The sequence below is a fragment of the Streptomyces sp. NBC_01190 genome (assembly GCF_045039895.1).
Lineage (GTDB): Bacteria > Actinomycetota > Actinomycetes > Streptomycetales > Streptomycetaceae > Actinacidiphila.
The window spans coordinates 3,689,324-3,705,142 of the sequence record NZ_CP108580.1; the positions used below are offsets into that span (position 1 = coordinate 3,689,324).

General features: G+C 63.1%; 7 protein-coding genes and 1 pseudogene. 5 read left to right on the top strand and 3 right to left on the bottom strand.

Features of this window, described 5'->3' with window-relative positions; all coding sequences use genetic code 11:
* Window positions 1-11 precede the first annotated feature (11 nt).
* Together fxlM and OG519_RS15265 are read left to right on the top strand one after the other, a co-directional pair.
* On the top strand, window positions 12-2,090 hold the full coding sequence (gene fxlM, locus OG519_RS15260; RefSeq protein ID WP_405583544.1) for a methyltransferase, FxLD system: 2,079 nt from the start codon (window positions 12-14) through the stop codon (window positions 2,088-2,090).
* An 84-nt stretch (window positions 2,091-2,174) separates the two neighbouring features.
* Window positions 2,175-3,263, top strand: a complete 1,089-nt coding sequence (locus OG519_RS15265) for a hypothetical protein (protein WP_405583546.1) — start codon at window positions 2,175-2,177, stop codon at window positions 3,261-3,263.
* Window positions 3,264-3,324: 61 nt separating this feature from the next.
* On the opposite strand, the gene OG519_RS15270 is transcribed toward OG519_RS15265, so the two are convergent.
* The 3 genes and pseudogenes from OG519_RS15270 to OG519_RS15280 form a co-directional block, all read right to left on the bottom strand.
* On the bottom strand, window positions 3,325-5,337 hold the full coding sequence (locus tag OG519_RS15270; protein ID WP_405583548.1) for a PQQ-binding-like beta-propeller repeat protein: 2,013 nt from the start codon (window positions 5,335-5,337) through the stop codon (window positions 3,325-3,327).
* A 513-nt stretch (window positions 5,338-5,850) separates the two neighbouring features.
* The gene (locus OG519_RS15275) at window positions 5,851-8,949 is read right to left on the bottom strand and encodes a hypothetical protein (protein ID WP_405583550.1); all 3,099 of its coding nucleotides are present in this window, start codon (window positions 8,947-8,949) and stop codon (window positions 5,851-5,853) included.
* Between the two features lie 474 nt (window positions 8,950-9,423).
* A pseudogene (locus OG519_RS15280) lies at window positions 9,424-10,281 on the bottom strand (tyrosine-type recombinase/integrase); the annotation flags it as partial.
* Window positions 10,282-10,529: 248 nt separating this feature from the next.
* Here OG519_RS15280 and OG519_RS15285 point away from each other — a divergent pair.
* The 3 genes from OG519_RS15285 (at window position 10,530) to OG519_RS15295 (ending at window position 14,999) form a co-directional block, all read left to right on the top strand.
* A complete protein-coding gene (locus OG519_RS15285; RefSeq protein ID WP_405583551.1) occupies window positions 10,530-10,835 on the top strand; it encodes an HAD family hydrolase in 306 nt (101 codons plus the stop codon).
* A gap of 326 nt (window positions 10,836-11,161) precedes the next feature.
* Window positions 11,162-13,909, top strand: coding sequence for an ATP-dependent RecD-like DNA helicase (locus tag OG519_RS15290; RefSeq protein ID WP_405583553.1), 2,748 nt, complete (start codon window positions 11,162-11,164; stop codon window positions 13,907-13,909).
* A gap of 580 nt (window positions 13,910-14,489) precedes the next feature.
* Complete coding sequence (locus OG519_RS15295; protein ID WP_405583555.1) at window positions 14,490-14,999, top strand: HAD domain-containing protein; 510 nt, start codon at window positions 14,490-14,492, stop codon at window positions 14,997-14,999.
* Window positions 15,000-15,819 lie beyond the last annotated feature (820 nt).

Below are 15,819 nucleotides of genomic sequence, written 5' to 3' on the forward strand. Positions count from 1 at the left end.
GACCCCCGCCCATGGACCCGGACCGCTGGTACCAGCACAACGTCATCTTCACCGACCGCGAGAGCGGCAAGCGCGCCATTACCGAACGCCTCGGCCCTGCCCTGCTCGCGGCCGAGGAGGCTGGGCAGCTCGCCGGCTGGTGGTTCATGAACAAGCAGCCCTGGCCGCTGCGGTACCGCGCCGCGCGGCCGTCGCCGCTGGTCCAGTCGGTCCTGAGCGAACTCGTCGACGACGGCACAGTGAAGTCCTGGCTGCCTGGCATCTACGAGCCGGAATCCACCGCCTTTGGCGGCGCCCTCGCAATGGACGCCGCCCACTACCTGTTCCACGAGGACAGCCAGCACCTGCTCACCTACGAGTTGGGCCCCGGACACGTGGGCCGCCGAGAGACCGCCGTCCTCCTACTCAGCGCCATGATGCGCGCCGCCAACCTGGACTGGTTCGAGCAGGGCGACGTGTGGGCGAAGGCCGCCGCACTACGACCGGCCACCGACTTCACCTCGGAACGGGCCGCCACCCTGATACCGGCGATGCGCACGCTGATGACCGTTGATGCCCGCAGCCTGTGCCGTCCGGACCACCCGCTCGACGGGCACGCCGAGTGGGTGGCCGCCTTCGAGCGGACCGGAACGACGCTGGCCTACCTCACCATGGTGGGCGACCTCTCGCGCGGCCTGCGCGCCGTCATCGCCCACCACGTGATCTTCCACGCCAACCGCGCCGGTCTCCTCCCAGCGGACCAAAGCGCCCTGTTCACCACCGCACGAGAGGCAGTCATGGGATCGAGTGACATCACGGCGTCGTCCGCCGACGCCACGCCGGAAACCACTAGCGTCAAAGCGGTGACCACCGACACGATCGCCCCCAACGGGGCCGAGGCCGCACGACTCCGCAACGCCCTGGTCGACCAGATCCGCGCGTACGGATACGCCCGCTCGCCCACCGTCGAGAACGCCCTGCGCACCGTGCCCCGCCACCTGTTCGTACCCGACGCCTCCCTCGAAGACGCCTACGCCAACAGCCCCGTCAACATCAAGTACGACACCGACGGCACGTCGATCTCCTGCGCCTCTCAGCCCGGAGTCGTCGCCCTCATGCTCGACCAACTCGACGCCCGCCCCGGCGAACGCATCCTCGAACTCGGTGCCGGCACCGGCTACAACGCCGCCCTCCTCGCCCACCTCGTCGGCGACAGCGGTCACGTCACCACGATCGACGTCGATGACGACCTCGTGGAAGGCGCCCGCACCCACCTGGCCACCGCCGGGTTCAGCAACGTGGAGGTGCTGACCCGTGACGGCGCACTCGGCAACGCCGAAGGTGCCCCCTACGACCGGATTATCGCCACCGTCGGCGCACACGGCGTCCCCCACGCCTGGCTCGCCCAGCTCGCACCCGGTGGACGGCTCGTCGTTCCCCAGCGCCTCAAAGGCAGCGTGTCGCGCTCCATCGCCTACGAGCAGCACGACGGGCGCTGGACCAGCGTCAGCAGCGAGATGAACACCTTCATGCCGCTGCGACGCGGCATCGCCGATGACGACCGCCGCGTCATCCCCCTCAGCACGGACGGCACCGTGCGGCTCCAGGCCCCCGCCGGGCAGCTCATCGACGCAGAGGCCCTGGCCGGAGTGCTGGACCAGCCGCGCACCGAGGAGTGGACCGGCATGACCGTCCGCGCCATGGAGTCCCCGGAGTGGATGGAGCTGTTCGTCTCCTGCTCCCTGCCCTCCGGCCTGATCCGGATGCTGTTCCCGGCCGACGCCAAGGGCACACTGCTCACGGAGGACCCGTACCCGTCATCCACAGCAGCCGTCGACAAGGGCGCGGTCACCTACCTCGCCCGCCGCCTGTCAGAAGAGAAGACCCCCGAGGGCGGAAAGCTCTGGGAGTTCGGCGTCATCGGCCACGGCCCCGGCAGCGACGAACTGGCCGCCCGGGTCGCCGACGCGATCCACACCTGGGACCGCGACCACCGAGGCCGCGAAGCCACCTTCGAGATCCAGCGACTCGACGCACCCGCGATCGAACAACGGCCCGGCCTCTTCGCCATCGACACCCCGCTGAACCGCATCGTCGCCGACTGGCGGTAACGCCAGCTCACATGGGGGGAGCCCGCAGGCGTAGCCGACGGGCTCCCCCGGTCCCTACCCACACCGTCACCTACAGGCGGACCCATGGACCCGTACGGCCCGATAGCACGACGCTTCCCGCTCGTCGCCCGCTTCCGCCCTGCCTGTCTGCCGCTGCCCGACCGTGTGCGGGCACTGGTGGACCTGGCCAGCCGGGCCGCTGAGCAGAACGACCAGGGCTTGGCCTCCACCGTCTTCAACCAGGCCGCCCTCCTCGCCTCCGACATCGGCCTCCCCGACCTCGCCCGGTCGATATGCCACCGCCACGCCCAGGCATACCTGACCGCAGGCCCACTGCCCGCCATGAGCGCCATCCGCGGCCTCGAACCCCTGATCAACCTCGCCCGCTTACAGATCCGCGCCGGCCACCCCGACGACGCCCGCCAACGCCTCCTGGACTTGTACGAAGCCGTCGGCACCGGCACCCCTGCCACGTTCGAGGGCATCACCGTCCCAGCCGACCTCACCCACACCGACGAAGACCGACGCGAAGTCCGTGCGTGGCTATGGCGCGTCCTCCTCGCCGACGGCACCCGCACCTTCACCTCCACAGGACGCTGGTCAGAAGCCCTCGCCCACATCGAGCAGCACCACGGCATCGGCACCCGCATGCTCGACGGCCGCCAAGTCGCCATCGTCGCCGCCCTCACCGAAGGCGACACCCACCACGCCGCTGAACTGCTCAGCAACACGGCAAGGGGCGAACCGTGGGAGCAGGCCGTCACCGCCTGCCTGACGGTGATCTGCTGCCGTGACGCCGGCCAAGCAGCCGACAGCCAAGTCGCAGCTCTGCTCAACCTCTACCTGAGCCACGAAGCTAAACCGGGCCTGACCATCTTCGACATCCGCCTCGGCCTCACCGTCCTGGACGCAATGGGCACATCACAGCATCCCGAAGCGCTCAACCTCATCGAGAGCATCATCCGCCGAACTACAGACGCCCACGACGGATACGCGGCTCTCGAGCTCGTGATGCATCCTGCGGCCGTCGCGCTCGCTACGGCCACGCAGGCCAAGAATTGTCGTGACCTGATCCGATCCTGCACATTGGGAGTCGGCGCCATCCCTGATGAGTTCCAGGCGTCGCTCTCCGGCGCCCTGGACACCGCCGGACGGGTACTCACCGCCGGGTAACCAAGACTCGTGCGGTGAGGAGCCGTATCGACCTCAAGATCACCGACCAACGTGCGTCGATTCATACAAGCGGTAGCGCTCGGAGAAAACCCCCACTCGCCACGTAGAGGACTCCGTCGACCACGGGGGGTGGCGGCGCGGGATCATGGGACCAGAGCACATCTGCGACGGTGCGCCTCTTACCGGTGCTCTCGTCGAATGCGAGGAGTTGACCGGCGCGGTGTGCGGCGAACACGGTTTCGCCGACAGCGAAGGGCTGCTTGTCGAATGCGCCCGGGCCGCGGTGGGTCCAAAGGACTTCTTCGGCGCGGTAGTCGTAGGAGGTGAGCCGATGAGGATCCCGGGTGGGAACAACGACGGTCCGGCTCGTCGCCAGAGGAGCAGCGCTTATTCTCGCGCCGACCTCGATACCCCACCGGGTGGTCCCCTTCGTCGCGTCCACGGCGAAGAGCCGGCCTTCCCTGTCCACGAGGAACACCACGGGGCCCGCCTCCTGCGGTGCCATCGCTGCCTGCGCCGTGGCGTGTTCCCACCGAGCGGTGCCGTCGTCGAGGTTGAGGGCAACTGTCCTGTCGCAGGAGTTGCCAGCGCTCAACACCATGTAGGCGGATGTCTGTCCAACCGTCCAGTGCCGGATCGAAGGCAGATCGACCGATCGCCAGCGTTCCTTGCCGACGGTCGCGTCCAATGCCACAAGGTGGGACGCCCCTGGCTGGGAGGAGGCGGAGCTGCCCGTCACCAGCACGTACAGGTTCTCGCCGCGAACGACAGGCGGGGACCCAATCGTTCCGGTGCTATCGCGCCACGACCAAAGCCGTTCCCTGGGCCGGCAGTCGATCGCCATCAGTCCGCCGGCTTCACCCGCGAAGTACAGGGTTCCGCGATCGTGAACGACCGCACCCTCTCGGACCCGAAACGGCAACGGTCCCCGACGCTGTCCCGACCGAAGATCCCGGGGACGCAACTGCCGCATGGCAGCGATCTCGTAGACCGTCCCCGCTCCGACCACCGGAAGGCCCGACGTGCGTGGGTGCTTCCACAGTTCCTCCCCGGTAGCCGCGTCGACGGCGCGCAAGAGACTGCGGTCGCGCACGACAAGGACCCCTTCGGAGAACTGCGGCTGGGTCGCGCCCTCGCCGACCTTGAGGGGCGGCCAGAGGTCAGCACTGTCACGGACGGATCTCCCTTTGGTGCCACGTGACGTCCGCTTCGCCACGGGAGTGGCGGCCCGGGATCCGTTCGGTTCCGGGAGCGCAGAAGGCTCGCCGGCAAAGGCGGCGTGTCCGTACAGGTCGGCGCGGATCATCGAACGCGTGACCTCGGCTCCCCGTGAGGCGTAGGTGCCGGCCAGTTCCGCCAGGCGCGAGAACAGTGCATCAGCCTCGTGGTTCGACCGGTTCGGCGTGCTGGGCAAAAGTCGTTCGACCGCGCTCGTCCTGTCGCTGAGGTCAGCTCCCTCAAGACGGATCGTCAGAAGGCTGAGTCGATACAGCAGGCGCCAGGTCAGCTCCCGTACCAACACATCCGCGGTCCATTTTCCGCCCGCGACTACCGCCTCGACGATCGCGTCCAACTGCGCAAGCCGACGACGAGCCTTGCTGTCAGCATCGCTCGCGGCCTTGGCGCGGAAGACGCCCTCGGTTCCGGACGAAGCCGCGATCGTCGCCAACGCCCCCAGTTCGTGCGCGGGCACGCACCCGGGCGCGACCGCCAACCCGAGGGCCCAACGCCCGCTTCTCAGGAGCGGCCACCGCTCATGGACAACGTCGAGATACGCGCCGATGAGCCGAACGGAGGACTCGTCCGCCGCGGTGAGCTTGGGCCGCCGCCGGACCCCGATGGCCAGCACATGAGGAGTGCCGTGCACCCCCACACCTCGTACCAGCAGGTCATCCACGCTGCTGTCCGACAACGCCTGGAAACGCACCGACTCCGGACTCACGCCGTCACCGAGACCGGGAACCGGTGCCCTCGTCAGCAGGTGGGACAGCAACACCGCCCCCTGCTGGTGCTCAAGCCGGGTACCGCCCCCGCCCGTGGCGTACGGGTGGGCTCCAGGAATCTTGCCCATCATCGGTTTCCCTTTCCATGCCTAGCGGCAACTGACTGGGTCTTATCCGCACATCGGCCAGGTGAAGACCGCCAGGCGACCGATCCTCCTACCAGGAGTCTTCCATCTGTTGCAGCGACCGCTGGTCAGCTGCGGCCCACGCCCTGCTGTGCCCCCGCGCCGAGCGCCACGGCACACTGGGCAAGAACAAGCGTCAGGGCCGCCCCGTCGGCGGCCACCGACGGACAAGAGTCACTGCAACAGGGTGTACACGAACTGGATGCCTCCACGCTCGGGGGTCTGGTGCGCGGTCGCGGTCCTGTCGGCTAACACGCTCTTTCAGATCGTCTGTGTCCCGCCGACAAGGGCGTCGAACTCACCACACAGACCGCCTGATCCCTCGCAGACGTCAAGGTCACGTCACCGCCAACTTCGGCGGACCACCTATCCAACCTCTCGAAAAGGAACCCAGCGGCTTCTGATCAATAGGTTCTTCAGAGCGCTGAACAGAATGGGGCCCTAGCCTTGACTCTCATTCTATTCAGCGCCCTGTACGGGAATATTGCCGGTGGGTGACTCAATCGGAGAAGCGCCGAGAATTTCCCTTACACTGTAAGCTGGATCTACAGCCAGCTGTTCACGCACAGACTGATAGGATGCGTCGATCTTCCGGTTCAATGAGGAAGCAAGAGCGCGGCGAACGCGCACGTCAGGATCAGCAGCCAGGCGGCGACCCAGGTGCACTGGCTCTCCGTAATCGGCCCACAAGATTGCCGCGAGGCAACGGATTGCCCATCCTTGGCTGGCGAGAAAGGCGAGATCATCCTTTACTGTGTCGCCGATCCACTGGAGAGCCCGGGCCGGCCAATAATCAGATTCCTCGCCCAGCAACGTGTACACGAGCCGTCTCACCTGGTTACGTTGATCCGCATCTGTCGCGAACGTGGCCGCAAGTACGGCTGCTTGACCGCGACTGTCACGTGGCCTTCCGTCGATGCGAAATCCCCCGAGCTTGTGAGTAAACTGCGCATCGAGTCTGTCGTGGTCTGAGGGCGTGGGAGAAGTGGCTAGCCGTATTGCGGCCTCAAAGTATTCATGCTGCTTAGACTTGTCGAGATGAGGACCAAGGTTGGCGGCAGCGATCAGGTAGTCGCCCCTGTCGCTCGAGCCGATGTGAGGATCATCGGCCCGCGATAGGAGTTCGACGACGGCCAGATCAATGACATCTGGCGAGAGATGGCAGATCAGAAGCGAGTCGCCGATCGCATTAGTACCAGTGGAATAAACTCCATTTGCGTGTTTGAGCGGCGTTGTAAGTCTTGCCAGAGCCTCGGAGATGTTGCTGACGTCGAGATCCGCTGGATCCTCACATGACAGCATCTGGCTTGCCCATTGATTACCTGTTTCCGCAAGGGCAGTGAGGGCATCATGGGCCAGCGGTTGGTTTTTTTCAATTGCTTCGAGCGTGATGCTGTTGTGCGCCGCTTGAGAACGTCCGAGCAGCGCTACCAAATGCGTGATGGCGCGAGCTGCGAGCGGAAGGTAGTTGAGCGCAACCTTGGCAACAACGACGGCTTCGTCCTCGTCGTGATATCGGTAGTGGTTCTCCTCTACGGGAGGCTGCCTCTCAAAATGGCTTAGCACGTTGTCCGCGCGAGTCGCATCGAGACGGTCGGCGATTCCAGCCAACGCCTTTACTGCATTATTGTATCTAGACGCGGTGAATGCCCGTAGATCTGGACTGGATCCCGTCTCTGCCGCTGCTAGTTCATTGACGAGGCGCTCTGACACAGCATCGATGAGGTCATCTGGTACAAGGTCTGCCTGTGTTGCGAGCAGGCGGTAGCCTGTTCCGACTGCCCAATAATTGGGCGCGTCCAGCTCGTCAAGAATGTCGATGAAATCGCGCGGAAGCGACTTGCCAAGAGCCTCGATAGCTTTGGCCGCGCCCGCTCGGATTAGGTGCCGAGCCGCCAGCGCGGGCTCATTGGACTCAATGAGAATCGAGGCAAGAATCCGCCGGGCCCGCTCTTCTCCAACCCAGTCACTGACCGTCACGGCGTCACGCAGTGCACGCTGGGCCGAAATCGCTGCGGACCGGAGTTTCTGATCACTCAACGCCGCCAGCGAATCCTCGTAGGCGCCGTTGGCTGTCGGCACCAAAGGCGAAGAAGTCCCCATCCCGCGGATCGCCGTCTGCAGAGGAAGTAGATCATCGCTGGTGAAAGGGTTCCATCGGGCGCGGAAAGCTCGGCGGCTGAAGATCCAAGTGGATGCTTCGCCCCATTGTCGTGCCAGCGATGCAGAGCCGGAGGCTTCGTCCCATGCGAGATCGGCTTCTTCGAACTTCTGGTGTAGGGCGCAGTGGCGCGCGTAACGTGCTGTCACTAGGCCCAATAGGTCATGTCCGAGATTTAGCTTTCTGGCGTCGGTAAGCAAGTCTGACCAGTCTGCGGTGGCCTCCGCATGAAGCAGTCTCAACCGCGTGCGCAACGCCCGGTCAATCCCAGATGCATTTGAGAGATCAGCAAAAACCGGAATAGCTTTCGCTAGCCATTCCCGGTCATCATTGGACAAAGCTGTCTCACCAGCGAGTAGCACGAGTCGAATCCGGTCGAAGAGATCTCCGAACCGGAGGATCTCGATATCTGGAACGTACGCGGTAGGATTCACGTAGAGATCGATAGCAATCTTGCTGACGCGTCGATAGAGCTTAACCTGCTCGTTCTCCGCCGCAGACCTGGATAGCTCGTCGAGCCGAGATCGCGTGATCTGTGCAGTCGCCGACAATCCTTGATCAAGAGCGGCCCAGAAGTCATCCAGTACATGGCGCGCAGCTTCGTCAACTCGGCCTACGCTCGCAAGCAGTCGAATGCGATCCCTATCGTGTTGCGCGGCATGCGGCCCGAATCCCGCGTCACGTAATTTCACTTGTCCCACCTCGATGAGTGAGAGCGCTTTCGAAGCGTCGGGGGTTGCGGCTGCATCATCGAAGAACTTCTGTGCCCCGGTAACGACTTCAGGCGTCCGAGAAATCGCTTCACGAACAGCCACGACCTCCGCATTAGGGACGACGGTCACGTCTACCTTGAAGGGGAGGCAGAATGCCTCAGCAGTAGGCATTCCGAAAAACTCGATAACGATCTCCGGCCGCCCCCTAAGGAGGTATGACAACTCCTGAGCATCCCACAACTCCAAACCGATGGGCTGGAGCGCTTTACGCTGGACCGCGAGCTCTTCGACCGCTCCGGTGCTGCGGACGGTGCAAGCCATTCCGATGATGAGACGATCAACCGAGAAGGGGCGTGTCGTATTGCAAAATTTCTTAACAGCCGCCTTAATCTCTGCCGCACCGACTCGTTTATATTTCTTACTTTGGAGTGCGGTTCCGCTGCCATCTGACGCTAGGGCAACGATGTCGAGACCGAACTGTGCTTGCCCGCGATCTCCATACAACTGAGCATGACGCAAGCCCTCCACGTCACGCATCACCCGCCACTGAAGACGTTCAAAGTCCTCCCATGACAGGGCATTGAAAGGAAGCAGCTCGAGTTTTCCGATCACCGGCGCGGGCGCAGGAGTCGACGGTGTGCCATTGAGTGACGATCCAAATGGGAGAGGATGCCAGTCGGTCATGCGGGTCTCCTTAGCTTCCGCTCCTCGCTGGCAGGACTACTCGTCCTCCGCGGCCGCGAGGTCGTGGGCAGGGCTCCATTGTTGTCCTAGTTGGCCCCGACCGAGCCGACCTTGGCCCCTGTTGGTGATGGTGATGGATCGGCGTACAGAAGCGCAGGCACGGCTCTTGGCGATCGTGGAGTGTCGAGTTTCCCGAGCGCCACACCGGAAGGTCGCCACACCGTATCTGGCGGCCTGAGGGCTGCAGTTCGGGTTGCGTTCAGCTCCGTCAGGCCCGCTCTACGCACTCCGATGGGCTGGTTCAGCCGCAGGTCAGGACGCTGGCGAACCCACCCGAATCCCCAGACGAACAGTTGGAAAGCGTGTTGCGGGCAACCCCTCACGAGTTCGAATCTCGTATCCTCCGCCATTGCTCTCACCGGGAAATACGTCGAAGGGCCCCACCGCTCGCGATGGGGCCCTTCGACGTTGTCCTCAGCTCCCGTTGTCCTGGTTTTTGTCAACAGCGGGGGTCTCCGGGGCTCCCCAGATGGCTTCGGCGATGTTCCGGGCGACGTCCTTGAGCATGGCGTCCGGCACGTGGAGGTACCGGGCCCGCATACGTCGCGGACGTGCCCGGTTCCCACCCCATGATCTGATCGATGACGCGGGCCGGGACACCGAGCAGCATGAGCACGGTGGCGGCCGTGTGCCGGGCGTCGTGCAGCCGACCGTCCCGAACCCACGCGTCCTCCAGCAGCTGCTTCCAGTCGTGACAGTCCGTGTTCGGGCTCAGCGGGCCACCGAGCGGCTTGGTGAACACGTAGTCCGATTCAGCCCACAGGTTGCCGGCGGCCATGCGCTCGCGTTCTTGCGTGTCGCGGTGTGCACGGAGCACGGCGACCAGAGGGCCGGGCAGGGGCACCGCGCGTCGGCCCGCTCGGGACTTGGTGTTCTTCGTCTCGCGCCGGACCTGCACCCTGCCGAGGCAGTAGCCCGCCTTCCGGCCGCACAGTGGGGCTTCCGGGCACCTTGCTCGTACTTGGGGCGCAGGCGGTTCCGGCGCAGCTTCAGGTACTCGTTGTCGAGGTCGACGTCAGACCAGCGCAAGCCGAGCGTTTCGCCCTGCCGCAGTCCGAGCGCCAAGGTGAGCATCCAACGCGCGCTGTTCCGGCGCTTGCCGGCTTCGAGCAACAGGCGCTGCACCTCTTCCACGGAGTACGGTTCTACCTCTGTTTCGTCCTCCTCCATCCACGGCGGCTTCGCCAGTGCGCCAGCGTTCCTCGCCGCGTAGCCGCACCGGACCGCCTCCCCCAGCGCGGTTCGGGCGGTGCGGTGGGCCTGGTGAGCCGTAACGGAGCCTTGGGAAGTAAGGCGCGCGGTACTGACGACCCGATGGAGATCCTTCGTCTCGCCCCACAGGGTGGAGAGTGTGGTCTCCGGGCGATCGAGGACGAGTTGACGAAGGTCGAAGTGTCGGCCGTCCGACTGGCGGGCCTGCCCGTTGAGGGTGCCGTAGCTGCGCTCGAAGCAGCCCGCACTTCCGGGCGGAAGGTCGCATCGTCAGCAACAACTCGACGGCGTGCGTCCGAGCGTTCCTGATGCTCCACGGGCTTCGTCACCTAGTGGACACGGTCGTCGGCCGAGCCCCGTACCGGCCGGACGCGATGAAGCCCGACCCGCACTCGCTCCTACTGGCGTCCAGCGAACTGGAGACACCCCCGCGCTACTGCACGCTCATCGGGGACTCTGTGACAGACGTACAGGCAGCCAAGGCAGCCGGCGAGCGCTCCATCGGCTTTGCCAACAAGCCCGGTAAGGAACGTGCCCTGAGTGAAGCGGGTGCCGACGTAGTAGTTACCGCCATGGCAGCGCTGGCCCGACCGTTGGAAGCATCGAAGCCCTGAGGGCACCGCTTTAGCCAACTCGCGATAGCGCTGCGGGGCATCGTGCGGCGTCCGTGCAGGTTCAGTGCCCGACAGCTGCCCTGGGCGCGCACCGAGCCGGTCCGGAGCCGGTGGGGTCAAGCAGGGCAGTTGTAGAAAAGAAGGCGTTTCGAGAGCTCTTGAGTGGTTCTATGGTCGTCTGATGATGTCGGGGCGGCGCTCGATGTTCCACAGCGGAACGAACGCCCGTGCGAATGTACCTCAGTAGCGCTCGGGCCAGGTGACTGGAACTTCATGCCCCGATATTGAAGGTGAGTGCATTCGTTCGAGGAAGTAGAGCGGGAGCGATGGCAACAGTAGAACAACAAGTCAAGAGCACCGACAACGTGATCTGCCAGAACCTTGCCAACCAGATAGGCGACCGAGGATTCCTCTCGCAAAACGTACTGGGGCAACTTCGGAATCTTGTCGAGGGTCTCGCCGTCTGGGCGCACCTTAATGATCGCTCGGCTGAGTTTCACTACAACCAGGTAGGGTCAGCCCTGGATGCCGTTAAGGCGCTCGCTAAGTTCAGGCTCTTGAGTAGATTCCATGGCCTACTTCAGGCCAGCGTCTCGCACTATACGCTGGATCGCGACCCATCCGAGCGCTTGATGCTGAAGTACTACGAGTACCTAATCCGCACCCGCGACCTCGCGCAGGCTCAGCTCGGAATAGCAATCCTGACCAACATCGAGCAGTTTCCGATCGACCTCGACCCCTCATTGCGGGAGTACTACGAGAAGATCGCTTCCTGTATCGAGCAGGGAAAAGCAAGGCAGTCTTCAAATCCACGTAGCGAGCGATACTATATTCACAGCTCGTGGCCGTTCTTCGTCGCCGGCCGGATCTATTATGAGGTTACATTTCACCTCGCCCACAACCGGACGAGCAAGTTCGATCGCATAATTGGGTTTACCGACATCGACGTCACCGACAAATACGCGGCCAGTTTGGAGCTGGCAAGCGACACAATTGGGGTTCTCGGCAAGAAAATGCCTATCACGCTGATCCGCTCATGGGAGGTGTCAATCCGACCGTGCGAGTTCGACAACTTCGCACGCCTCTTCGACGCCTCGCACGGAAAGGTCAGTAGGTCACATACCGAGTACCGCAAACTGATGCGGTACCTCACATCAACACGATCAAGTCTGCTTGATCTCATGGATATGACAGATGCGGCTTACAGCTCGCTCCGCTCCTGGGCACTAGACGGCGCTCAACGAGATGCGGTCATCTTCCCAGTTCTAGACCGCGCGCGCTCACTCATCCGCAGCAACCGGCCAGGTTCTCGTCTGTTGCGCTACCTCATGCTGCGGATGAATAACCGCATCATCAAGGCACAGTTCGATTTCGACCAGTGCTCTAAGCTCTCCGGGCTGCGCGTATCTTGGGGTTGTAGGCCCTTCGACACGATGCCGTTCTGCACATCACCACGTGGACATAACCCGCGCTTTGGGGACCTTGCAGAGAGTCTGGACGCGAGGACTCGGCCTCATGAGCTGCTGGCCAGACGCGTCAGGAGCAATGTCGAGCAGCGCGGCATGATCTATACGCCGGCAGCTGAGCTGGACGACCTCGGTGACCTCAACGAGCTGATCGCTCGCCACAACAGTATGCTTCCACCTACTGAACGACACGCGCCGAGGAAGCTGGCCCAAGCAAATGGGCATGTGTTCATTGTAGGTTACGAGGACGACACGGTCTCGATCATAAACAAGCTCCAGAGTATCTCTGCTAGTGGCGTGCCGCACCACAGCAGCGACGTGCAGAAGTGGATTGATGCGAATCCCGGCGTTATCGATGATCCGCTAAAGGCTATAGCCTTGACCAGGTTGTTCGAGCACTCGAATGTCGCCCTCGTGTACGGCGCGGCCGGTACGGGAAAATCGACGATGGTGAATCACATTGCAAACTACTTCGAGGGCGCGCGGAAGCTTTTCTTGGCGCACACCAATCCGGCCGTCGACAACTTGAAGAGGCGAGTACAGGCGCCGAACACCGAATTCAGCACGATCAGCAAACACATGCGCAACAGTGCGTCGTTCGGAGCCACGTACGACGTACTGGTCATCGACGAGTGCAGTACCGTTAGCAACGCCAGCCTGCTCAATGTGCTTGAGAATACATCCTTCGATCTGCTTGTGCTTGTTGGTGACGTGTATCAGATCGAGTCGATTGAGTTTGGCAACTGGTTCAGTATTATCCGGTCATATATCCCGAACGAGTCCGTATTTGAACTCACTCAGCCCTTCAGGACTACGGATCAGAACCTTCTCACGCTATGGGACAGGGTGCGGAACCTGGACGACCACATCGAGGAGTCGCTCTCCAAGAATGGTTACGCAACGGTTCTAGGGGAATCGCTATTTCAACATAGAAGCGACGACGAGATCGTGCTCTGCCTTAATTATGATGGCCTGTATGGTATCAACAATGTCAATCGGTTCCTGCAAGCGAGCAACCCTCGTCCAGCTGTCACCTGGAGCGAGTCTACCTACAAGGTCGGGGATCCCGTTCTTTTCAACGAGTCTGATCGATTCAGCCCTGTCATTTTCAATAACCTAAAGGGAAGGATCACCAAGATCGACCGTGTGCCCGGCCGTATCACTTTTGATGTACATCTCGAACGGGATGTCGATGAAGACGACGCGCTCTTCGCAGGTCTACGATGGGTGGAAGGCTCGACTGTCCAGTTTGATGTATTCGAGCGCGGGAATAGTGACGATGATGACGACTCCGTCACAACCATCGTGCCGTTTCAAATCGCTTATGCTGTATCGATCCACAAGGCGCAGGGTGTCGAGTACGATTCGGTGAAGGTTGTCATCACGGATGCCAACGAAGAGAGTATCTCCCACAGTATCTTCTACACTGCGATCACACGCGCTCGGAAGCGTCTGGAAGTGTTCTGGACTCCAGAAACCCAGCATCGAATCCTAAGTCGTCTCGCAGTCCGCGAGAACACAAAAGACGAGCATCTGATGAGAATTCGTCGAGGCTTGGTACCGGTTGAGAAACGACCGAAGCGCCAAAAGACGCGTCAGCTACCGTAGGCTCCGGCAGCGATAATGCGGCGTCGTGGGGCACCTCCCAGTCGACACGAAGGTATGAGTCGGAGGTGCCCCATCAATAGTGGGCATGCCTTGCAGTACTGACTGAGGTTTTCGCAACGAAGATCATTTCAAGATTGCGTTGAGGACGAGTGCGGCGCGGACGATGTTGCCGATCCGGCTGGGGCTGAGAGTGATGTGCTTGAGACCCTCGGCCCGCCGCTGAGCCCCTCCACCCACCCGGTATCGCTGGGGCCCGGACGGAGGGGTTGCAGTTCGGGTTGCGTTCATCCCCGTTCAGCGACGTCCGTCACCCGTCAGAGACGCACATCAGCACAGGTCAGGACTGTGGCGGACCCGCCTGAACTCCCGGACGAACAGTTGGAAAGCGTGTTGGGGGCAACCCCTCACGAGTTCGAATCTCGTATCCTCCGCCAGTGCCTCACCGGGCACGACGTTGATGGCCCTTACCGTTCGCGGTGGGGGCCATCAACGTTCGGGGTTGCGCCAGCGGCGCGGCCATGTCCGGGCGGGCGGCGTCGGTCCGTTTCCGGGATGGCCTTGTTGACCGTACGGTGCAGATGTGATCGTTTCCCCGCCGCAACCCATCCTCTTCCTCGACGTGGACGGACCGCTGATCCCTTTCGGGGCGACGCGGGAGCAGTGCCCGGACGGTTATCCGACGTATTCGCCGCAGGAGGCTGGCGGGAATCCATTGCTGGCGAGGGTCGATCCCACCCTCGGGCCGCGGCTGTTGGCTCTTCCGTGTGATCTGGTGTGGGCCACCACGTGGGAGTCCGAGGCCAACGAGTGCCTCGCGCCGCTCCTGGGTCTGCCGCAACTCCCCGTGGTCACCTGGCCGGAGCCGTCCGAGAAGCCCGAACCGTACGGCCTGCACTGGAAGACCCGTGCTCTTCTCGACTGGGCTGCCGGGCGCCCCTTCGCCTGGCTCGACGACGAAATCACCGACGCCGACCGCACCTGGGCCGAGGTTCACCACCCCTCCCGAACCTTCCTGCACCGCGTCGACCACCGTCACGGCCTCAGCGCCGCGGACTTCGGCGCTCTTGAAAAGTGGCTGCGCGGCGAATAGCGGTGCTCACCGGATCGTCGCCGGCAGGGCCGCCGGGTCTGGCCGAATCCCGGTCTGCGCCTCCTCGTGCGTACTTGTTTGCGCTCCCCCTCCCCGTCCTACCGTCCTCCGGCCCATGCCAGACGACATCGGCGGAGGAGGACGAGAAGCGGATAGAGGACAGGCGGGGTCCGTTGCGCCGACGCACCGACTACCGAGCCGTCCGGACAGCTCCGCGATCACTGACACTCACACCTGGCAGGTCATCCATGCCATCAGCCTTGGAGCCGCTTCCGCCCGCCAGGACGCGGGGCGAGGACTCGCCGAGCACTGGGGCAGCCTGCGCTACAGCCAGGCCATGGAAGCCAACCGAGGAACGGCGACGGCAGAACTGACTACGAGACAGCGCCCAGCGTGCTGACGGTCGCGCGCCGGCTCCCCTTGTGGAGTTGCAGCAGGCGACCGCGTTCGTTGGGGAGGCCAACAACACGGCGGCCAGCGAGCGACTTCGTGTTGGCCGCCTCCTCGTTCCTACGGACACGCTGCTTGCAGTAGCCCGGTTTCGTTACACCTCGTTCAGGAATCCGAGATCATGAAGTCTTTGAAGATCACCCCGGCGAGCCAAAGAGGTTCTGGCCGCGCTCGGCTATTTCCGTTGTAATGAGGAGCTCTCAGGGCATGCGGCAGTCATAATGGAGCCATGTGGGTCATCGGCGAGCCTGCCACGGCGCCAAAGATGCTGTTGCTCAACGAGGTGCGGTTCGACCCGGACTGGATCTTCCGACTTAACCGACCGCTGTTCCTCATGCCAGGTGACCAAGTGCGGATGGACGGAAATCGT

What these genes read in the sequence shown, in the direction of transcription:
- fxlM (WP_405583544.1), top strand. Translation starts at nt 12, where the DNA reads ATGGACCCGGACCGCTGGTACCAGCACAACGTCATCTTCACCGACCGC.
- OG519_RS15265 (WP_405583546.1), top strand. Translation starts at nt 2,175, where the DNA reads ATGGACCCGTACGGCCCGATAGCACGACGCTTCCCGCTCGTCGCCCGC.
- OG519_RS15270 (WP_405583548.1), bottom strand. Translation starts at nt 5,337, where the DNA reads ATGATGGGCAAGATTCCTGGAGCCCACCCGTACGCCACGGGCGGGGGC.
- OG519_RS15275 (WP_405583550.1), bottom strand. Translation starts at nt 8,949, where the DNA reads ATGACCGACTGGCATCCTCTCCCATTTGGATCGTCACTCAATGGCACA.
- OG519_RS15285 (WP_405583551.1), top strand. Translation starts at nt 10,530, where the DNA reads ATGCTCCACGGGCTTCGTCACCTAGTGGACACGGTCGTCGGCCGAGCC.
- OG519_RS15290 (WP_405583553.1), top strand. Translation starts at nt 11,162, where the DNA reads ATGGCAACAGTAGAACAACAAGTCAAGAGCACCGACAACGTGATCTGC.